General features: G+C 71.1%; 19 protein-coding genes. 8 read left to right on the forward strand and 11 right to left on the reverse strand.

Going from position 1 to position 19,879, the window contains the following annotated elements:
* Positions 1–7: 7 nt before the first annotated feature.
* The 4 genes from NQU55_RS17205 to NQU55_RS17220 form a co-directional block, all read right to left on the reverse strand.
* The gene (locus NQU55_RS17205) at positions 8–334 is read right to left on the reverse strand and encodes a non-heme iron oxygenase ferredoxin subunit (RefSeq protein ID WP_058044945.1); all 327 of its coding nucleotides are present in this window, start codon (positions 332–334) and stop codon (positions 8–10) included.
* Positions 331–1,512 carry a Fe-S cluster assembly protein SufD gene (gene sufD, locus NQU55_RS17210; RefSeq protein ID WP_256790798.1) on the reverse strand — a complete coding sequence of 394 codons (1,182 nt, stop codon included), beginning with the start codon at positions 1,510–1,512 and terminating at the stop codon, positions 331–333. Before sufD ends, NQU55_RS17205 begins: the two co-directional genes overlap by 4 nt.
* Before the next feature lie 93 nt (positions 1,513–1,605).
* On the reverse strand, positions 1,606–3,027 hold the full coding sequence (gene sufB / locus NQU55_RS17215) for a Fe-S cluster assembly protein SufB (RefSeq protein WP_058044943.1): 1,422 nt from the start codon (positions 3,025–3,027) through the stop codon (positions 1,606–1,608).
* Positions 3,024–3,833, reverse strand: coding sequence for a helix-turn-helix transcriptional regulator (locus NQU55_RS17220; RefSeq protein WP_372504735.1), 810 nt, complete (start codon positions 3,831–3,833; stop codon positions 3,024–3,026). The genes sufB and NQU55_RS17220 overlap by 4 nt, the downstream gene beginning before the upstream one ends.
* Before the next feature lie 192 nt (positions 3,834–4,025).
* Here NQU55_RS17220 and NQU55_RS17225 point away from each other — a divergent pair, with 192 nt between their 5' ends.
* The 3 genes from NQU55_RS17225 (at position 4,026) to NQU55_RS17235 (ending at position 6,852) form a co-directional block, all read left to right on the forward strand.
* On the forward strand, positions 4,026–4,985 hold the full coding sequence (locus tag NQU55_RS17225) for an ABC transporter ATP-binding protein (protein WP_168093264.1): 960 nt from the start codon (positions 4,026–4,028) through the stop codon (positions 4,983–4,985).
* Complete coding sequence (locus tag NQU55_RS17230) at positions 4,982–5,767, forward strand: ABC transporter permease (RefSeq protein WP_168093265.1); 786 nt, start codon at positions 4,982–4,984, stop codon at positions 5,765–5,767. The genes NQU55_RS17225 and NQU55_RS17230 overlap by 4 nt, the downstream gene beginning before the upstream one ends.
* Positions 5,768–5,862: 95 nt before the next feature.
* Positions 5,863–6,852: a COX15/CtaA family protein gene (locus tag NQU55_RS17235; RefSeq protein WP_168093266.1), complete on the forward strand. Its 990-nt coding sequence runs from the start codon at positions 5,863–5,865 to the stop codon at positions 6,850–6,852.
* Here the strand turns inward: NQU55_RS17235 and NQU55_RS17240 are convergent.
* From NQU55_RS17240 to NQU55_RS17250, 3 genes are all read right to left on the reverse strand, one after another.
* Positions 6,825–7,871: an amidohydrolase family protein gene (locus tag NQU55_RS17240; protein ID WP_168093267.1), complete on the reverse strand. Its 1,047-nt coding sequence runs from the start codon at positions 7,869–7,871 to the stop codon at positions 6,825–6,827. The genes NQU55_RS17235 and NQU55_RS17240 overlap by 28 nt on opposite strands.
* Before the next feature lie 76 nt (positions 7,872–7,947).
* Complete coding sequence (locus tag NQU55_RS17245; RefSeq protein WP_168093268.1) at positions 7,948–8,337, reverse strand: hypothetical protein; 390 nt, start codon at positions 8,335–8,337, stop codon at positions 7,948–7,950.
* Between the two features lie 24 nt (positions 8,338–8,361).
* The gene (locus tag NQU55_RS17250) at positions 8,362–9,303 is read right to left on the reverse strand and encodes a heme o synthase (protein WP_256790799.1); all 942 of its coding nucleotides are present in this window, start codon (positions 9,301–9,303) and stop codon (positions 8,362–8,364) included.
* 432 nt (positions 9,304–9,735) lie between these two features.
* Here NQU55_RS17250 and tkt point away from each other — a divergent pair, with 432 nt between their 5' ends.
* Genes tkt through pgl form a run of 5 tightly spaced genes read left to right on the forward strand, consistent with a single transcriptional unit; the run spans position 9,736 to position 16,378 of the window.
* Positions 9,736–11,823 (forward strand): transketolase, encoded by a 2,088-nt coding sequence (gene tkt / locus NQU55_RS17255; RefSeq protein ID WP_168093270.1) that lies wholly within the window; start codon positions 9,736–9,738, stop codon positions 11,821–11,823.
* Positions 11,824–11,858: 35 nt separating this feature from the next.
* A complete protein-coding gene (tal, locus tag NQU55_RS17260; protein WP_168093271.1) occupies positions 11,859–12,974 on the forward strand; it encodes a transaldolase in 1,116 nt (371 codons plus the stop codon).
* 1 nt (position 12,975) lies between these two features.
* Positions 12,976–14,502 (forward strand): glucose-6-phosphate dehydrogenase, encoded by a 1,527-nt coding sequence (gene zwf / locus NQU55_RS17265; RefSeq protein WP_256790800.1) that lies wholly within the window; start codon positions 12,976–12,978, stop codon positions 14,500–14,502.
* On the forward strand, positions 14,499–15,602 hold the full coding sequence (gene opcA, locus NQU55_RS17270; protein WP_168095176.1) for a glucose-6-phosphate dehydrogenase assembly protein OpcA: 1,104 nt from the start codon (positions 14,499–14,501) through the stop codon (positions 15,600–15,602). Before zwf ends, opcA begins: the two co-directional genes overlap by 4 nt.
* Positions 15,599–16,378, forward strand: coding sequence for a 6-phosphogluconolactonase (gene pgl / locus NQU55_RS17275; RefSeq protein WP_168095177.1), 780 nt, complete (start codon positions 15,599–15,601; stop codon positions 16,376–16,378). The genes opcA and pgl overlap by 4 nt, the downstream gene beginning before the upstream one ends.
* A gap of 100 nt (positions 16,379–16,478) precedes the next feature.
* Here pgl and pgi read toward each other — a convergent pair whose 3' ends face one another.
* The 4 genes from pgi to tpiA all read right to left on the reverse strand — a co-directional run bounded on the left by pgi (position 16,479) and on the right by tpiA (position 19,879).
* Positions 16,479–18,131: a glucose-6-phosphate isomerase gene (pgi, locus tag NQU55_RS17280; protein ID WP_168095181.1), complete on the reverse strand. Its 1,653-nt coding sequence runs from the start codon at positions 18,129–18,131 to the stop codon at positions 16,479–16,481.
* Between the two features lie 130 nt (positions 18,132–18,261).
* Positions 18,262–18,597 (reverse strand): RNA polymerase-binding protein RbpA, encoded by a 336-nt coding sequence (locus NQU55_RS17285; protein WP_003957010.1) that lies wholly within the window; start codon positions 18,595–18,597, stop codon positions 18,262–18,264.
* A 160-nt stretch (positions 18,598–18,757) separates the two neighbouring features.
* Positions 18,758–18,988, reverse strand: a complete 231-nt coding sequence (secG, locus tag NQU55_RS17290; RefSeq protein ID WP_168095178.1) for a preprotein translocase subunit SecG — start codon at positions 18,986–18,988, stop codon at positions 18,758–18,760.
* Between the two features lie 114 nt (positions 18,989–19,102).
* Complete coding sequence (tpiA, locus tag NQU55_RS17295) at positions 19,103–19,879, reverse strand: triose-phosphate isomerase (RefSeq protein WP_168095179.1); 777 nt, start codon at positions 19,877–19,879, stop codon at positions 19,103–19,105.

A 19,879-nucleotide genomic window follows, 5' to 3' on the forward strand; every position in this document is an offset into this window, starting at 1 on the left:
GGGGAACTCAGGACTCCTGGGTGACGGAGACGAGCACGTCGTCCCCTTCGATCTTGACGGGGTATACGGGGACGGGGCGCGTGGCGGGCAGGCCGGAGGGCTTGCCGGTGCGCAGGTCGAAGCTGGAGCCGTGCAGCCAGCACTCGATGGCGCAGTCCTCCACCTCGCCCTCGGAGAGCGAGACGTTCGCGTGCGAGCAGATGTCGTTGATGGCGAAGACCTCCCCCTCGGTGCGGACGAGGGAGACGGGGACGCCGTCGATCTCGACCCGCTTGGGGGTGTCCTCCTCCAGGTCGCTCAGCGCGGCCGCGCGGATGTACGGGGTCTCGCTCATGCCACCGACGCCTCCAGCTCGGCCTCGATCTTGGCGATGAGGCGCTCCTCGAGTTCCGGGATGCCGATCTGCTGGACCAGCTCGGCGAAGAAGCCGCGGACCACCAGGCGGCGGGCTTCGTCGGCCGGGATGCCGCGGGCCATCAGGTAGAACAGCTGCTCGTCGTCGAAGCGGCCGGTCGCCGAGGCGTGGCCGGCGCCGACGATCTCGCCGGTCTCGATCTCCAGGTTGGGCACGGAGTCGACGCGGGCGCCGTCGGTGAGGACGAGGTTGCGGTTGAGCTCGTAGGTGTCGGTGCCCTCGGCCTCCGCGCGGATGAGGACGTCGCCGATCCAGACGGCGTGGGCGTCCTGGCCCTGCAGCGCGCCCTTGTAGGCGACGTTGCTGCGGCAGTGCGGGGTGTCGTGGTCGACGAAGAGGCGGTGCTCCTGGTGCTGGCCCTTGTCCGTGAAGTACAGGCCGTAGAGCTCGGCCTCGCCGCCGGGGGCGCCGTAGACGACCCGGGGGTGGAGGCGGACCAGGTCGCCGCCGAAGGTGACGATCACGGACTTGAAGGAGGCGTCGCGGCCGACCAGCGCGGTGTGCTGGGCGGCGTGCACGGCGGTGGCGTCCCAGTCCTGGACGGAGACGACGGTGAGCTTGGCGCCGTCGCCGATGAGGAACTCGACGTTGGCGGCGAGCGTGGTGTCACCGGTGTGGTCGAGGACGACGACGGCCTCGGCGAAGGCGCCGACCTCGATCACCTGGTGGCCGAAGGCCACGCCGCCCTCGCCCTGCACGGAGATCGTGACGGGCTCGGTGAGGACGGTGTCTTTGGGGATCGAGACGACCGAGGCCTTCTCGAAGGAGGTGTAGGCCTGGGCGGCGACGCGGTCGACCGGCTTGCCGGAGCGGCCGAGGCGGGCGTCGTCCCGGCCGACGGTCTCGACGGTGACGCCCGCGGGGGCGCTGACCTCGACCTTGACGCCGCCGCCGTTCGCAACGGCGGTGCCGTCGTGCAGACCGCGCAGGCGCTCCAGCGGGGTGAAGCGCCACTCCTCCTCGCGGCCGTGCGGCACGGGGAAGTCCGCCACGTCGTACGAGGCGGGGGCGCTCACGCGCGCGTCGATGGGCTGGCGGGGCCCGCCCACCTGGATGGCGCCGTCGGTCGTGCTGCCGGCGGGGGTGTTGTCAGCCATGGCTGTCGTCGTGCTCTCTTCCTGTCACAAAGGGTTCGCTGCTGCGGTCGGGGGCGTCCGTGCCCCTCCCCCGCCTCCGGGGCGGGGGGAGGGTCAGCCGACGGAGCCTTCCATCTGCAGCTCGATCAGCCGGTTGAGCTCCAGCGCGTACTCCATGGGCAGCTCGCGGGCGATCGGCTCGACGAAGCCGCGCACGATCATCGCCATCGCCTCGTCCTCGGAGAGGCCGCGGCTCATCAGGTAGAAGAGCTGGTCGTCGCTCACCTTGGAGACGGTCGCCTCGTGGCCCATGGAGACGTCGTCCTCACGGACGTCGACGTAGGGGTAGGTGTCCGAGCGGGAGATGGTGTCCACGAGCAGGGCGTCGCAGAGCACGTTCGACTTGGAGCCGTGGGCGCCCTCGCCGATCTCGATCAGACCGCGGTAGGAGGTACGGCCGCCGCCCCGCGCCACCGACTTGGAGACGATGTTGGAGGAGGTGTTCGGCGCCATGTGGACCATCTTGGCGCCGGCGTCCTGGTGCTGGCCCTGGCCGGAGAAGGCGATGGAGAGCGTCTCGCCCTTGGCGTGCTCGCCCATCAGGTACACGGCCGGGTACTTCATCGTCACCTTGGAGCCGATGTTGCCGTCGACCCACTCCATGGTCGCGCCCTCGTAGGCCACGGCCCGCTTGGTGACCAGGTTGTAGACGTTGTTCGACCAGTTCTGGATGGTCGTGTAGCGGCAGCGGCCGCCCTTCTTGACGATGATCTCCACGACGGCGCTGTGCAGCGAGTCCGAGGAGTAGATCGGGGCGGTGCAGCCCTCGACGTAGTGGACGTAGGCGTCCTCGTCGACGATGATCAGCGTCCGCTCGAACTGGCCCATGTTCTCCGTGTTGATACGGAAGTAGGCCTGCAGCGGGATGTCGACGTGGACACCCTTCGGGACGTAGATGAAGGAGCCGCCGGACCACACGGCGGAGTTCAGCGAGGCGAACTTGTTGTCACCGACCGGGATGACCGTGCCGAAGTACTCCTGGAAGAGCTCGGGGTGCTCCTTCAGGGCCGTGTCGGTGTCCAGGAAGATGACGCCCTGCTCCTCCAGATCCTCACGGATCTGGTGGTAGACGACCTCCGACTCGTACTGCGCGGCGACACCGGCGACCAGGCGCTGCTTCTCGGCCTCCGGGATGCCCAGCTTGTCGTAGGTGTTCTTGATGTCCTCGGGCAGGTCCTCCCAGGTGGCGGCCTGCTTCTCCGTGGAACGGACGAAGTACTTGATGTTGTCGAAGTCGATGCCGGAGAGGTCGGAGCCCCAGGTCGGCATGGGCTTCTTGTCGAAGAGCTTCAGGCCCTTCAGGCGCAGCTTGAGCATCCACTCCGGCTCGGACTTCTTGGCCGAGATGTCGCGGACGACCGCCTCGGAGAGGCCGCGCTTGGCGGCGGCACCGGCCACGTCGGAGTCGGCCCAGCCGTATTCGTACGTGCCCAGGCCTTCGAGCTCAGGGTGGGCAGTCTCCGTGGGGAGAGTCATGCGGGGTTCCTCCCGGCCGTGCTGGCGGATGCTGTGGTGGTCTTGGTCTTGCTCTTCGGGATGAACGTCGTGCACACCCCGTCGCCGTGGGCGATGGTGGCAAGACGCTGCACATGAGTCCCGAGCAGGCGGGAGAAGACCTCGGTCTCCGCCTCGCACAGCTGCGGGAACTGCTCGGCGACATGGGCGACCGGGCAGTGGTGCTGGCAAAGCTGTTCGCCGACCGGCGCGCTACGCGCCGTAGCAGCGTACCCGTCCGCGGTCAATGCCCTGGCAAGGGCCTCGGTGCGCGACTCGGGCGCGGCGGCCTCGAGCGCCTTGCGGTAGCCCTCGGCCTGGGCGGCCATGCGGGCCCGGGCGAAGGCGGCGACGGCGGCCTCGCCCATCTCCCCGCCCCCGGCGGCCTGCGCGATCCAGCGCAGGGCGTCCCCGGCGAGCTGGTCGTAGGCCTGGTCGAAGGCGTCCCGGCCGCAGTCGGTCAGGGCGAAGACCTTGGCGGGGCGGCCGCGGCCGCGCGCGCCGTAGACCCTCTTCTCGCGGGGCTCGACGACGCCCTCGGCGACGAGGGTGTCGAGGTGGCGGCGGACGGCGGCCTGGGTGAGCTCCAGGCGCACGGCCAGGTCGGCCGCGGTGGACGGACCGTGATCGAGGATGGAGCGGGCGACGCGATTGCGGGTGCCGCGCTGCTCGTCGTGACCTCGCTCGTCGGTGCGGGCGGGCGCGGGCGCAGCCTGCTGCGGCCCGGCGGCCACGGATCCGTCCGTACTGGCCGCGGGGCCCTGCGGGACCTCGCGCGGGTATTTCACAACACCATTGTTGCGTAATTGCCGGGAGCCGGACAAGCCCGGTCGGGCCCACTCGGCGGTGTCCTCGATCACTAAGGGTTACCTAACCGCCACCCGTCGATCTTGGTTTTCCCCGGTCGGAGGCCGCCCGTCCGGAAGCGGGTTCCACCCCGGGGCACCCGGGGACACGCCGGGCTTCGTAGACTTCCCGCCATGCGCAGCGTCTTCCCGGGGGACACCCCCGAGGCCCCCGGCCCGCCCGCGGTCGAGGTCCGCGGGCTGGTGAAGCGGTACGGACAGAAGGCCGCGGTGGACGGGCTCGACCTGTCCGTCGCCCGCGGCGGCCTCACCGCCGTCCTCGGCCCCAACGGAGCCGGCAAGACCACCACGATCGAGACCTGCGAGGGCTACCGCCGCCCCGACGCCGGCACCGTCCGCGTCCTCGGGCTCGACCCCGTCGCCGACTCCGCGGCCCTGCGGCCCCGCGTCGGCGTGATGCTGCAGAGCGGAGGGGTGTACGCGGGGGCGCGCGCGGAGGAGATGCTGCGCCACGTCGCCTCCCTGCACGCCCACCCCCTCGACGTTCCCTCCCTCATAGACAGGCTGGGCCTGGGCGGCTGCGGCCGCACGGCCTACCGGCGGCTGTCCGGCGGCCAGCAGCAGCGCCTGGCGCTCGCCATGGCCGTCGTCGGCCGCCCCAAGCTGGTCTTCCTCGACGAGCCGACGGCCGGCCTCGACCCGCAGGCCCGGCACGCCACCTGGGACCTGGTGCGCGAGCTGCGCGCCGACGGCGTCACCGTCGTCCTCACCACGCACTACATGGACGAGGCCGAGGCCCTGGCCGACGACGTCGCCATCATCGACAGCGGCAGGGTCATCGCCCAGGGCAGCCCCGAGGAGCTGTGCCGCGGCGGCGCGGAGAACACCCTGCGCTTCAGCGGCCGGCCCGGGCTGGACCTCAACTCGCTCCTGAAGGCCCTTCCCGCCGACTCGACGGCGGCGGAGCTCACCCCGGGCACGTACCGCGTCGGCGGCCGCATCGACCCGCAGCTGCTCGCCACGGTGACCACGTGGTGCGCGCAGAACGGCGTCATGCCGGACCGCATCGCGGTCGAGCGGCACACGCTGGAGGACGTTTTTCTGGAGCTGACCGGTAAGGAGCTGCGGGCATGAGCGATGTGACCTCGACGGGCAACGGGACGTTCGCCCCGCGGCCCGGCGCCGCGCCCCTCTCCCGGATGATCCGCGCGCAGGCCGCGCTGGAGACGCGCATGCTGCTGCGCAACGGCGAGCAGCTCCTGCTGACCGTCGTCATCCCCACGCTGCTGCTCGTCCTCTTCAGCGCCGTCGACATCGTGGACACGGGCGAAGGGAAGGCCGTCGACTTCCTGGCCCCGGGCGTGCTGGCGCTGGCCGTGATGTCCACGGCGTTCACCGGCCAGGCCATCGCCACCGGCTTCGAGCGCCGCTACGGCGTGCTCAAGCGCCTCGGCGCCACGCCGCTGCCGCGCTGGGCGCTGATGACGGCGAAGACCTGCTCGGTGCTGGTCACCGAGGTGCTGCAGATCGTGCTGCTGACCGTGATCGCCTTCGCGCTGGGCTGGTCGCCGCAGGGCAACCCCTTCGCGGTCCTGCTGCTGCTCGTCCTGGGCACGGCGGCCTTCTCCGGGCTCGGGCTGCTGATGGCCGGCACGCTCAAGGCCGAGGTGACGCTGGCCGCGGCGAACCTGGTCTTCCTCCTGCTGCTGGTCGGCGGCGGAGTGATCGTGCCGCTGGAGAAGTTCCCCGGCGGGGTGCGGGCGGTGCTGGAGCTGCTGCCGATCTCGGCGCTCTCGGACGGCCTGCGGGACGTGCTGCAGGACGGCGCGGGCATGCCGTGGCGCGACCTCGCCATCCTCGCCGTGTGGGCGGTGCTGGGCCTCGGAGCGGCGGCGAAGCTCTTCCGCTGGGAATGAGCGCCCTGCCGGAAGCGAGCGCGGTGAGCTGCATGAATGCACGTCACGCCGCCCCCTCGTGAATCCGTGCACAAGCTCCCCTTTACGATGAGCCCGTGCCGAAAACGCTGAACCCCCTCCAGATCGCCGCCGACCGCTGGCAGCCCTCCGCGCGCTTCGTCCGGCGGGCGGCCCTCGCCGCCGTGGTGATGGCCGTGGTCATCGTGGTCACGGGCGGCGCGGTCCGGCTCACCCAGTCCGGGCTCGGCTGCCCGACGTGGCCCACCTGCACCGAGGACAGCCTGACGCCGACCCCGGAGATGGGCATCAACGGCGTCATCGAGTTCACCAACCGCATGCTGACGTACGTGCTGTGCGTGTTCGTCGGCGTCGCGATCGTGGCGGCACGCGCGCGTACCCCGCGACGCCGCTCCCTCACGCGTCTGGGCTGGGCCCAGTTCTGGCTCATCGCGAGCAACGGCATCATCGGCGGCATCACCGTCCTGACGGGCCTCAACCCGTACATCGTGGCCCTGCACTTCCTCGCCGCGACCGCGCTGCTGACGGTGGCCGTGGTGATGTGGCACCGCTCGGCCGAGGGCGACGACGAGCCGCGCGACCTGGTGGCGCGTCCGGTGCGGCAGCTCAGCTGGGTGCTGGTCGGGGCGACCGTCCTGCTGATCCTCGTCGGCACGGTGGTGACCGGCTCCGGGCGGCACGCCGGAGACGCCAAGAAGGACGTCCACCGCATCCCGCTGGACTGGCGCGAGGTCACCCAGCTGCACGTCGACTTCGTCTACATCGTGGTCGGCCTGACCATCGCCCTGTGGTTCGTACTGCGGGCCGTGAAGGCCCCGGCCGTGCCGCGCCGCCGCGTGGCCGAGCTGTTCGCCGTGCTGATGTTCCAGGGCGTCATCGGCTACGTGCAGTACTTCAACGACGAGCCGGAGCTGGTCGTCGGCGCCCACATGTTCGGCTCCTGCCTGGTGTGGATCGCCGTGCTGCGGGTCTCCCTGTCGCTGCGGGAGCGGGGCGAGGCGGCCGCCCTGCCCGCTCCCTCGGGCGAGCACGAGGCGCTTCAGACCGCCTCCGCGTCCAGCCGGTAGACCCTGCGGGCGGTGCCGGAGGCGACGAGCGAGGCGATCCTGCGCGCGTCCGCCCACCGGCACCAGCCGTCGGCGACCCAGTCGTTCATCAGCCGGTTCATGGCCTGCGAGAACGAGCGGGCGGCGACCACGTAGAGCTCGGCCGGGCCGCGCGCGCCGCTGGAGAACAGCAGCTTGCCGAAGGGCGCCTCGCGCAGCGTCACCTCGGGCCGGGCGCCCACGTCCGCGTACACGTGCGGGAAGGCCCCCGCGAGCTGCGCGGCCTCCCGGTGGTGCCACGGGTCCGGCAGCAGCACCAGATCGGCGCCCAGGCCCGCGGTGGCCCGCAGGAAGCGGGAGAGCCGCAGCGGGTCGGGGCAGTGCAGCTGGACGGGCAGCCCGGCGGCGAGCGCGCTCCACAGCAGATGGCGGGCGAGCACCGGATCGTCCAGCCGGCCGCCCGGGCGGCGCGTCCGCAGCCAGTGGCCCGCGGCCTTGCGCACCTCCGCGAGACCCGGCGGGCTGCCGTCGCAGAAGGGGACGCCGCAGGCGAACGCGGTGGCGCTCAGAGCGGCCGCGTAGAGCGCCTCGGCCAGGTTGGCCGTGAAGGAGTCCGCGCTTCCGGAGGTGTCGGCGACCTGCTCGGCGAGCGGTTCGAGCCGGACGACCTCGTAGGCGCTGCCGTCCGCGGCCCCGGCGAGCTCGGCGGCCGAGGTGAGGCCGCTCGGCTCCCCGGTCTCCAGCAGGAAGGTGCCGATGCCCGCGCCGCGCAGCAGCAGCCGCCCCGCTCGGTAGGCGCCCAGCTCGCGGCGGCGGGCCAGGTAGCGCACGGGCGGGCAGTGCGGGTCCAGGCCCAGCAGGGGCGGGCACCAGCGCCGCAGGGCGAGCCCGGTGCGGCTGTCGAAGAAGGTGGTGCCGGGCGGCGCGGGGCCCGCGGCCCCGGCGGCCGCGGCCAGGTGCGCCTCGAACCCGCCGAGGCCCAGCTCCGCGTGGACCGCGCCGTGACTGTGCTGGTCGACGAGCAGCGGCAAGCCGTCCATCCGCCCCCCTCGTGCCGTACCCCCCGAGCGGCGCGTGTGCGGCCGCTCCCCGCGGGTCTAACGGCCGAGGGGCCCGTCAGTTATCGGCGGGGTTGGCCGGGCCGCCGATCTGGATGCCGGCCATGCGCGACCACTCGTACGGGCCGGTGCGGACCTTGGCGGCGAGCTCGCCGTCGAAGTCGTCGTGGAGGGTGAGCCCGGCCTTCTCGGCGGCCTTGCGGGCGATGTCCATGGAGGGGGCGACGAGGTTGCCCCACTCGCCGTTGGCGCCCACCAGGGCGATGCGGGCGGTGCCACGGGCGATGTGGGCCAGCTGGCCCTCGGCGGAGCCGCCGTGACTCTTGGCGAAGTCCCTCATCTGCTGAGCGAGCCGGCGTTCGAGCCGGGCGGCCTTGCGGTCCGCCCGGGCGTCCGAGGGCGCGGCCTTCTCGGCCGGGCCGTCCTGCGGGGTGGTGTCATCTGCCATACCGCAGATGCTACCCACCAGTAATTAGCGAAGGAAGGGATCCACGGCCACCGCCACGAACAGCAGCGACACATAGGTGATGGACCAGTGGAACAGCCGCATCTCCTTGAGCTTCGCACCCGTGATGCCGGCCTTGGCCCGGGCCTGCAGGGCGTGGGCCTCCTTCAGCCAGAAGCCGCCGAGCGCGGCCGCCACCACCGTGTAGAACCAGCCGGTGTAGCCGAGCGGCTGCAGCGCGAGGGAGACGGCGACCATCACCCAGCTGTAGACGACGATCTGCTTGGCGACGGCCTTGTTGCCCGCGATGACGGGGAGCATCGGCACGCCGACGCGCTCGTAGTCGTCCTTGACCTTCATCGACAGCGGCCAGTAGTGCGGCGGCGTCCAGAAGAAGATGACCAGGAAGAGGACGAGTGCGGCCCAGGAGACGGAGTTCGTGACGGCCGACCAGCCGATGATGACCGGCATGCAGCCCGCGATGCCGCCCCAGACGATGTTCTGCGCGGTGCGGCGCTTGAGGATCATCGTGTAGACGACGACGTAGAAGGCGTTGGCACCCAGGGAGAGCACCGCCGACAGCGGGTTGACCAGGAACCAGAACCACAGGGTCGAGCCCACGGTCAGCGCGGTGGCGAAGGCCAGGCACTCGCGCGGCGAGACCATGCCGGTCACCACCGGGCGCTGGGACGTGCGGTCCATCAGGGCGTCGATGTCGCGGTCGTACCACATGTTGAACGCACCGGCGCCGCCCGCGGACAGGTAGCCGCCGATGCAGGTGGCCAGGACCAGCCACAGGTCGGGCACGCCCTCGGCCGCGAGGAACATCACCGGCACGGTCGTCATCAGCAGCAGCTCGATGACACGCGGCTTGGTCAGCGCCACGAACGCCTTGGCACGGGCTCCGAACGGCCGGTGACCGGGGCTTTCGGTAAGCACCCCCGCAGGACGGGATTCGACGGCCGTCACGCACACCCCTGACAGAGATAAGGCCAGCAAGCACATCCGGGACGGAAAGCCCGGTAAAGACTTGCGCGTACCACGCCACTTTAGACGCAGGGCATGGCGCGGCCTCCGCCGGGGTGGGTCGTGTTGAGGGCGCACCGAAGGGATCAAGAAAGCGCCCCCGCACCACCCGGACGCGACCGCGGAGCCCCCGGACATGACGGAACGGTCGCGTTCGGGAGGCGGGCGGCCGCCCCGCCCGGCAGGCTGTGAACAGGGCGCCGCACCCGCGGCGGGAATCCCTGCCGCCGCGATTCGGCTGCCCGTAAGCGGGCAGCCGACTGTACGTCGAAAAGATGCACGTCCCCGCAGGGGTAGGCTCGACCACGCCGCGTCGTGGCGGAACATACCGCCCCCGGCAGATAAGACCATGTGGAGAGGAGCCCTGATCCAAGGGTGAGCACCAAGCCGACCACCACAGACCTCGAATGGACCGAACTGGACCAGCGGGCCGTCGATACCGCCCGCGTCCTGGCCATGGACTCCGTGCAGAAGGTCGGCAACGGCCATCCGGGCACGGCCATGAGCCTGGCCCCCGCCGCCTATCTGCTGTTCCAGAAGATGATGCGCCACGACCCCAGTGACGCCGACTGGACCGGCCGCGACCGGTTCGTCCTCTCCCCCGGCCACACCAGCCTGACGCTGTACGTCCAGCTGTTCATGGCGGGCTACGGCCTGGAGCTGTCGGACCTGAAGTCCTTCCGCACCTGGGACAGCAAGACCCCCGGCCACCCGGAGCACGGTCACACCCGTGGCGTCGAGACGACGACCGGCCCGCTGGGCCAGGGCATCGCCAACGCCGTGGGCATGGCCATGGCCGCCCGCTACGAGCGCGGTCTGTTCGACCCGGAGGCCCCCGAGGGGACCTCCCCGTTCGACCACACCATCTGGGCGATCGTCTCCGACGGCGACCTGGAGGAGGGCATCTCCGCGGAGGCCTCCTCGCTCGCCGGCCACCAGAAGCTCGGCAACATCGTCGCGCTCTACGACGACAACCACATCTCGATCGAGGGCGACACCGAGACCGCCTTCTCCGAGGACGTCCTCAAGCGCTACGAGGCCTACGGCTGGCACGTCCAGCGCATCGAGCAGGCCGCCAACGGCGACTTCGACGTCCACGCCCTGCACGCCGCGCTGAAGGCCGCGCAGGAGGAGACCGAGCGCCCCTCGCTCATCGCCGCGCGCACGATCATCGCCTGGCCGGCCCCGAACGCCCAGAACACCGAGGCCTCGCACGGCTCGGCGCTGGGCGCCGAGGAGGTCGCCGCGACCAAGCGCGTCATGGGCTTCGACCCGGAGCAGGACTTCCAGGTCGAGGACGACGTCTTCAGCCACGTCCGCAAGGTCGTCGACCGCGGCCGCGAGGCGCACGCCACGTGGGACAAGCGCATCCAGGAGTGGCGCGAGGCCAACCCGGAGCGCGCCGCGGAGTTCGACCGCATCGCCTCGGGCGAGCTGCCCGACGGCTGGGAGAAGGCCCTCCCGGTCTTCCCGGCCGGCAAGGACGTCGCGACCCGCAAGGCGTCGGGCGAGGTCCTCAAGGCGCTGGGCGGCGTGATCCCCGAGCTGTGGGGCGGCTCCGCCGACCTCGCCGGCTCGAACAACACCACGATCGACCCGTCGTCGTCCTTCCTGCCGAAGGGCAACCCGCTGCCGGAGGCGAACCCCTACGGCCGCACGATCCACTTCGGCATCCGCGAGCACGCCATGGGCTCGACCATGAACGGCATCGCGCTGCACGGCAACACCCGCGTCTACGGCGGCACCTTCCTGGTGTTCTCCGACTACATGCGCCCGGCCGTGCGTCTGGCCGCCCTGATGAAGCTGCCGGTCACCTACGTGTGGACGCACGACTCCATCGGCCTCGGCGAGGACGGCCCGACCCACCAGCCGGTCGAGCACATGGCCGCCCTGCGCGCCATCCCGGGCCTGAACATGGTCCGCCCGGCCGACGCCAACGAGACGGCGATCGCCTGGCGCGAGATCACCAAGCGCCACACCGTCAAGCCCGCGCCGCACGGTCTGGCCCTCACCCGCCAGAACGTCCCGACGTACGAGGCGAACGAGGGCGCCGCCAAGGGCGGCTACGTCCTGTTCGAGGCCGAGGGCGGCCGTCCGCAGGTGATCCTGATCGGCACCGGCTCCGAGGTCCAGCTGGCCGTCGAGGCCCGCGAGCAGCTCCAGAGCGAGGGCATCCCGACCCGCGTGGTCTCCATGCCGTCCGTCGAGTGGTTCGAGGAGCAGGACCAGGCGTACCGCGACGGCGTGCTGCTGCCGGACGTCAAGGCCCGCGTGGCCGTCGAGGCCGGCATCGGCCTGACCTGGCACCGCTACGTCGGCGAGGCCGGCCGCATCGTGTCGCTGGAGCACTTCGGCGCCTCCGCCGACTACAAGGTGCTCTACCGCGAGTTCGGTCTGACCACCGAGGCCGTCGTCGCGGCCGCGCGCGAGTCGATCGAGCACGCCGACGCCAACCGCCGCTGACGCCCCTTTACGAGCAAGTAGGAGATGCAGAACCCATGACAGACGCACTCAAGCGCCTCTCCGACGAAGGCGTCGCGATCTGGCTGGACGACCTGTCCCGCAAGCGCATCACGTCCGGCAACCTGGCCGAGCTGATCGACCAGAGCCACGTCGTGGGCGTCACGACCAACCCGTCGATCTTCCAGAAGGCGATCTCGGGCGGCGACGGCTACGAGGCGCAGCTCGCCGACCTCGCGGCCCGCAAGGTCACCGTGGACGAGGCCATCCGCATGATCACCACGGCGGACGTCCGCGACGCCGCCGACATCCTGCGCCCGGTCTTCGACGCGACGGACGGCCAGGACGGCCGGGTCTCCATCGAGGTCGACCCGCGCCTCGCGCACAACACCGCCGCCACCGTCGCCGAGGCCAAGCAGCTGGCGTGGCTGGTGGACCGCCCCAACACGCTGATCAAGATCCCGGCCACCAAGGCGGGCCTGCCGGCCATCGCCGACGTGATCGGCCTGGGCATCAGCGTCAACGTCACGCTGATCTTCTCCCTCGAGCGCTACCGCGCGGTCATGGACGCCTACCTGACCGGTCTGGAGCAGGCCAAGGCCGCGGGCCTGGACCTGTCCCTGATCCACTCGGTCGCGTCCTTCTTCGTGTCCCGCGTGGACACCGAGATCGACAAGCGCCTGGACGCCCTGGGCACCGACGAGGCCAAGGCGCTGCGCGGCAAGGCCGCCCTCGCCAACGCCCGCCTGGCCTACCAGGCGTACGAGGAGGTCTTCTCCTCGGACCGCTGGGCCGCCCTGGAGAAGGCCGGCGCCAACAAGCAGCGTGCGCTGTGGGCCTCGACCGGCGTCAAGGACCCGGCCTACAAGGACACGCTGTACGTGGACGACCTGGTCGCCCCGAACACGGTCAACACCATGCCGGAGGCCACCCTGGAGGCCACGGCCGACCACGGGCAGATCACCGGTGACACGGTGCGCGGCACGTACGAGCAGGCCAAGGCCGAGCTCGACGCGATCGCCAAGGTCGGGATCTCGTACGACGACGTCGTGCAGCTCCTGGAGGACGAGGGCGTCGACAAGTTCGAGCAGTCCTGGAACGACCTGCTGAAGTCCACCGAGGCGGAGCTCAAGCGCCTCGCTCCGGAGGCGTGAATTGAGCACAAGCAGCAATCCGCTGCGTGACGCTCTGGACCGACGGCTCCCGCGTATCGCGGGGCCGTCGGGCCTGGTCATCTTTGGCGTCACGGGCGATTTGTCCAGGAAAAAGCTGATGCCGGCGGTCTACGACCTCGCCAACCGCGGGCTGCTGCCGCCGGGCTTCTCGCTCATCGGCTTCGCGCGCCGCGACTGGGAGAACGAGGACTTCGCCCAGATCGTCCACGACGCGGTCAAGGAGCACTCCCGCACACCCTTCCGCGAGGAGGTCTGGCAGCAGCTGGTGCAGGGCTGCCGCTTCGTGCAGGGCGACTTCGACGACGACGCCGCGTTCGAGACGCTCAAGAGCACCATCCAGGAGCTCGACAAGCAGCAGGGCACCGGCGGCAACTTCGCCTTCTACCTCTCGGTGCCGCCCAAGTGGTTCCCCAAGGTCGTCCAGCAGCTGAAGAAGCACGGGCTGGCCGACCAGAAGGAGGGCTCCTGGCGGCGCGCCGTCATCGAGAAGCCCTTCGGCCACGACCTGGCCAGCGCCCAGGAGCTCAACAAGGTCGTCCACGAGGTCTTCCCGACCGAAGAGGTCTTCCGGATCGACCACTACCTGGGCAAGGAGACCGTCCAGAACATCCTGGCGCTCCGCTTCGCCAACACCCTCTTCGAGCCGATCTGGAACCGGTCCTACGTCGACCACGTGCAGATCACCATGGCCGAGGACATCGGCATCGGCGGCCGCGCCGGCTACTACGACGGCATCGGCGCCGCCCGTGACGTCATCCAGAACCACCTGCTCCAGCTGCTCGCGCTGACCGCCATGGAGGAGCCCGCCTCCTTCGACGCGGACGCGCTGGTCGCCGAGAAGACCAAGGTGCTGGGCGCCGTGCGGCTGCCCAAGGACCTCGGCAAGGAGACCGTCCGCGGCCAGTACGCGCACGGCTGGCAGGGCGGCGAAGAGGTCGTCGGCTACCTGGAGGAGGAGGGCATCGACCCCAACTCCAAGACCGACACCTACGCCGCGATCAAGCTGGAGATCGACAACCGCCGCTGGGCGGGCGTCCCCTTCTACCTGCGCACCGGCAAGCGCCTGGGCCGCCGCGTCACCGAGATCGCGGTCGTCTTCCAGCGCGCCCCGCACTCCCCCTTCGACCACACCGCGACCGAGGAGCTGGGGCAGAACGCCCTGGTCATCCGGGTGCAGCCGGACGAGGGCGTCACCCTGCGGTTCGGCTCCAAGGTGCCCGGCACCCAGATGGAGGTCCGGGACGTCTCGATGGACTTCGCCTACGGCGAGTCCTTCACCGAGTCCAGCCCCGAGGCCTACGAGCGGCTCATCCTCGATGTGCTGCTGGGCGACGCCAACCTCTTCCCGCGCCTGAAGGAGGTCGAGCTCTCCTGGCAGATCCTCGACCCGATCGAGCAGTACTGGGAGAGCAACGGCAAGCCCGCGTCCTACCCGGCCGGCACCTGGGGCCCGGTCGAGGCGGACGAGATGCTCGCACGAGACGGACGGAGCTGGCGCCGGCCATGAAGATCGACCTTACGGACACCACCTCCAGCAAGATCAACAACGCGCTGGTCCAGGGCCGCCGCGCCATCGGCACCCCCGCCATCGGCATGGTCCTCACCCTGGTCATCGTCACCGACGAGGAGCACGCCTACGACGCGCTCAAGGCCGCCAACGAGGCGTCCCGCGAGCACCCCTCGCGCAAGCTCGTCGTCATCAAGCGCGTCAGCCGCTCCCCGCGCGACCGCGCCAAGGCCCGCCTCGACGCCGAGGTCCGGGTCGGCACCTCCGCGGGCACCGGCGAGACCGTCGTGCTGCGGCTGTACGGCGAGGTGATAGACCACGCCCAGTCGGTCGTCCTGCCGCTGCTGCTGCCCGACGCCCCCGTGGTGGTCTGGTGGCCGGTCGGCTCCCCGGTCGCCCCCGACAAGGACCCGCTGGGCGCGCTCGGCCAGCGCCGCGTCACCGACGCGTACGCCGCCGAGGACCCGGTCAAGGAGATCGCGGCCCGCTCGGCGCACTACACGCCCGGCGACACCGACCTCGCCTGGGCCAGGATCACGCCGTGGCGCTCCATGCTCGCGGCCGCCCTGGACCAGCAGCACGCCGACGTCGTCTCCGCGGAGGTCGAGGGCGAGGGCTACAACCCCAGCGCCGAACTCCTCGCCCTCTGGCTCGCCGACCGCCTCGGCGTCCCGGTACGGCGCACCGTCTCCGACGGCCCCGGCCTCACCGCCGTCCGCCTGGAGACCAAGAACGGCCCCGTCGTCCTGGACCGCCCGGACGGCTCCCTGGCCACGCTCTCCATGCCCGGCCAGCCCGACCGCGCCGTCGCGCTCCAGCGGCGCGAGACGGCGGAGCTCCTCGCGGAGGAGCTGCGGCGGCTCGACCCGGACGACATCTACGAGGCGGCGCTGAAGTACGGCGTGGACCGGCTGAACGACGCGCCGGCCACGGCGCCGGCCGCGAAGGCCCCGGCCGCCGAGGCCGCCGAGGCTCCGGCCGCCGCCGATGCGCCGGCCGCCGCCGATGCGCCGGCCGCCTCCGAGGCGCCGGAGGCCGGGGAGAAGTCCGCTCCGGCCGCCGCCAAGAAGACCGGCGGCAAGAAGGCGGCCGGCAAGTGAGCACCCCGCAGATTGTCGTCCACCGGGACAAGGAGTTGATGGCCCGCGCCGCGGCGGCCCGGCTGATCACGAAGATCGTGGACGCCCAGTCCGCCCGCGGCTCGGCCTCCGTCGTCCTCACCGGCGGGCGCAACGGCAACGGGCTGCTCGCGGCCCTCGCCGCCGCGCCCGCCCGGGACGCGGTCGACTGGTCCCGGCTCGACCTGTGGTGGGGGGACGAGCGCTTCCTGCCCGAGGGCGACCCCGAGCGCAACGCCACGCAGGCCCGCGAGGCCCTGCTGGACGCCGTGGACCTCGACCCGGCGCGGGTGCACTACATGCCCGCGGCGGACGGGAGGCACGACGACGCGGACGCGGCGGCCGAGGCCTACGCGGCGGAGCTGGCCGCGGCCGCGCGCCCGGAGGACCACGGTCCCGTGCCGTCCTTCGACGTCCTCCTGCTGGGCGTCGGCCCGGACACCCACGTCGCCTCGCTCTTCCCCGAGCTCCCGGGCGTCCGGGAGACCGAGCGCACGGTCGTGGGCGTCCACGGCGCGCCGAAGCCGCCGCCGACCCGCGTCTCCCTGACGCTGCCGGCGATCCGGGCGGCCCGGGAGGTCTGGCTCCTCGCCGCGGGCGAGGACAAGGCCAACGCGGTTGCGCTCGCGCTGAGCGGTGCGGGCGAGATCCAGGCGCCGGCCGCCGGGGCGTACGGACGCAGCCGCACGCTGTGGCTGCTCGACGCGACGGCGGCGTCCCGCCTGCCGCGGGGGCTGTACCCCCCGGCTTCACCCTGACGGTCCGCATGACAACGGCCCGGCTCCCTGCCTGTTCGGGGGGCCGGGCCGTTGTCTTGGGGGCAGGCACCGCCGGGCTACGCGCCCAGCGGCCCCGCGCCTAGCGGCCCCGCAGCTCGCGGTAACGCGAAACCAGCGCCGCCGTCGACGCGTCCAGCCCCGGAACCTCCGCACCGGACGTGAGCGCCGGCTCCACCCGCTTCGCGAGGACCTTGCCGAGCTCGACGCCCCACTGGTCGAAGGAGTCGATGTTCCAGATCGCGCCCTGGACGAAGACCTTGTGCTCGTACAGCGCGATGAGCTGACCGAGCACGGACGGCGTCAGCTCGCCCGCGAGGATCGTGGTGGTGGGGCGGTTGCCCCGGAAGGTCTTGTGCGCGACGAGCTCGGCCGGCACGCCCTCCGCCGCGACCTCCTCCGGCGTCTTGCCGAAGGCCAGCGCCTGCCCCTGGGCGAACAGGTTCGCCATCAGCAGGTCGTGCTGGGCCACCAGCCCCGGCTCCAGGTCGTCGACGGGCTTGGCGAAGCCGATGAGGTCCGCGGGGATCAGCTTCGTGCCCTGGTGGATCAACTGGTAATACGCGTGCTGGCCGTTGGTGCCGGGCGTGCCCCACACGACGGGCCCGGTCTGCCAGTTGACGGGCCGTCCCTCGCGGTCGACGGACTTGCCGTTGGACTCCATGTCCAGCTGCTGCAGGTAGGCCGCGAACTTCGACAGGTAGTGGCTGTAGGGCAGCACGGCGTGCGACTGCGCGTCGTGGAAGTTGCCGTACCAGATGCCGAGGAGGCCGAGGAGCAGCGGTGCGTTCTCCTCCGGCGGGGCGGTGCGGAAGTGCTCGTCGACGAGGTGGAAGCCGGCGAGCATCTCGCGGAAGTGGTCCGGGCCGACGGCGAGCATCAGGGAGAGCCCGATGGCCGAGTCGTAGGAGTAGCGGCCGCCGACCCAGTCCCAGAACTCGAACATGTTGGCCGTGTCGATGCCGAACTCGGAGACCTTCTCCTCGTTCGTCGACAGGGCCACGAAGTGCTTGGCGACGGCCTCCTCGCCGGCGCCCAGGCGGTCCAGGAGCCAGTTGCGCGCGGAGGTGGCGTTGGTGATGGTCTCGACCGTCGTGAAGGTCTTGGAGGCGACGATGAAGAGCGTCTCGGCGGCGTCCAGGTCGCGCACGGCCTCGTGCAGGTCCGCGCCGTCCACGTTGGAGACGAAACGGAACGTCAGGTCGCGGGCGGTGTAGGCGCGCAGTGCCTCGTAGGCCATCGCCGGACCGAGGTCGGAGCCGCCGATGCCGATGTTGACGACGTTCTTGACGGGCTTTCCGGTGTGGCCCTTCCAGTCGCCGCTGCGCACGCGGTCGGTGAAGACCTGCATCTTGCGCAGCACGGCGTGGACCGCCGGGACCACGTTCTCGCCGTCGACCTTGACGACGGCGGACTCCGGGGCGCGCAGCGCGGTGTGCAGCACCGCGCGGCCCTCGGTGGTGTTGATCTTCTCGCCGCGGAACATGGCGTCGCGCAGCCCGGCCACGTCCGCGGCGGCCGCCAGCTCGCGCAGCAGGCGCAGGGTCTCGTCCGTGACGAGGTGCTTGGAGTAGTCCAGATGGAGGTCGCCGACGGTGAGCGCGTACTTCTCGGCGCGTCGCGGATCGTCCGCGAAGAGCTCGCGCAGCTGCACCTCCCCCAGTTCGTCCCGGTGCTTGGCCAGAGCGTTCCACTCCGGGGTCCGGTCCAGCCTGGTGCGGTCCTCTGCGTTCATCTCGGACATCAGCCCATTCATTCTCGTAACTGCCCCGCCGCCCTCCAACCTAATTGATCTGCGGTCGGTTCGAGCGCAAGACGAAACGGCACCCACGAGGGGTGCCGCTTCCTTGAGATGTCGCCGCGTGTCAGATCTCTCCGCGGAGCTTGGCGAGCGCCTCCGCGAGGATGGCTTCGCCGTCGGCGTCGCTGCGCCGTTCCCGGACGTACGCGAGATGCGTCTTGTACGGCTCGGTGCGCGGCGGGTCCGGCGGATTGTCCCGGTCCTGGCCGGCCGGGAAGCCGCAGCGCGGGCAGTCCCAGGTGTCCGGTACCTGTGCGTCGCTGGCGAAGCTCGGCTGCGTCTCGTGCCCGTTAGAGCACCAGAAGGAGATGCGGAGGCGCGGCGCGGACTCGCCCCGCTCGGCCTCACCCATCGGCCCCGCTCCGACCCGGCTTCCCCGGATCGCGTTGCCACTTGCCACGGTCGTAACTCCCTGCGTAATGGTGCTGCGGATCATCTGAACCGATGGTTCCGCTGCGGGCGCCCCAGTCTACGTAAGGCCCAACGCGCGTCCAGTGGCAGGAGTTACAGCCCGGCCGTGAGGACGCGACCCAATGATAGGCCGCGTTCACGACGGTACGTCAGCTATCGAGCTTCATCAGCAGGCCGAGCGCGACGATGCACGCGAACCAGAGCAGACCGATGACCACGGTGATGCGGTCGAGGTTCCGCTCGGCGACGGAGGACCCGCCGACGGAGGACTGCATGCCGCCGCCGAACATATCGGACAGGCCGCCGCCCTTCCCCTTGTGCATGAGCACCAGCATCATCATCAGCACGCTGAAGATGATGAGGGCGATCGAGAACCCCATGACCACGGCTGGACCAACTCTCTCGGACGTCGATGGTGAGGGCCGGGGCGGCGCGAAAACGCCGGTCCCGGCCCCGACAGGGTACGACGAGGAGCAGTCCTCGTCATAGCGCTGCTACTGGTCGCGGAAGCGAACGATCTTGACGAAGTCGTCCACGTCCAGCGCGGCGCCGCCGATCAGCGCGCCGTCGACGTCGGGCTGCGCCATGATCGCGGCGATGTTGCCGGACTTGACGGAGCCGCCGTACTGGATGCGGATCTTGTCGGCGACCTCACGGCCGTAGAGCTCGGCGAGGCGGCCGCGGAGGGCACCGCAGACCTCCTGGGCGTCCTCGGGCGTGGCGACCTCGCCGGTGCCGATGGCCCACACGGGCTCGTAGGCGACGACGATGCTCTCCGCCTGCTCGGCCGGGACGTCCTTCAGGGCGCCGTCGAGCTGCGCGAGGCTGTGCGCGACCTGGCCGCCGGCCTTGCGGACGTCCAGGCCCTCGCCGACGCACAGGATCGGGGTGAGCCCGTGCCGGTAGGCGGCCTTGACCTTGGCGTTGCAGATCTCGTCGGTCTCGCCGTGGTACTGGCGGCGCTCGGAGTGCCCGATCGCCACGTAGGTGCACTTGAGCTTGGCGAGCATGGCGCCGGAGATCTCACCGGTGTACGCGCCGGAGTCGAACGCCGAGACGTCCTGGGCGCCGTACTTGATCTTCAGCTTGTCGCCGTCGACCAGCGTCTGCACCGAGCGGAGGTCGGTGAAGGGCACCAGGACGGCGACCTCGGTGCCCTCGTAGTCCTTGTCGGCGAGCGCGAAGGCGAGCTTCTGGACGTGCGCGATGGCCTCGAGGTGGTTGAGGTTCATCTTCCAGTTGCCCGCCATCAGCGGGGTACGTGCACTCAC

This window comes from Streptomyces telluris (assembly GCF_024519335.1).
GTDB lineage: Bacteria > Actinomycetota > Actinomycetes > Streptomycetales > Streptomycetaceae > Streptomyces > Streptomyces telluris.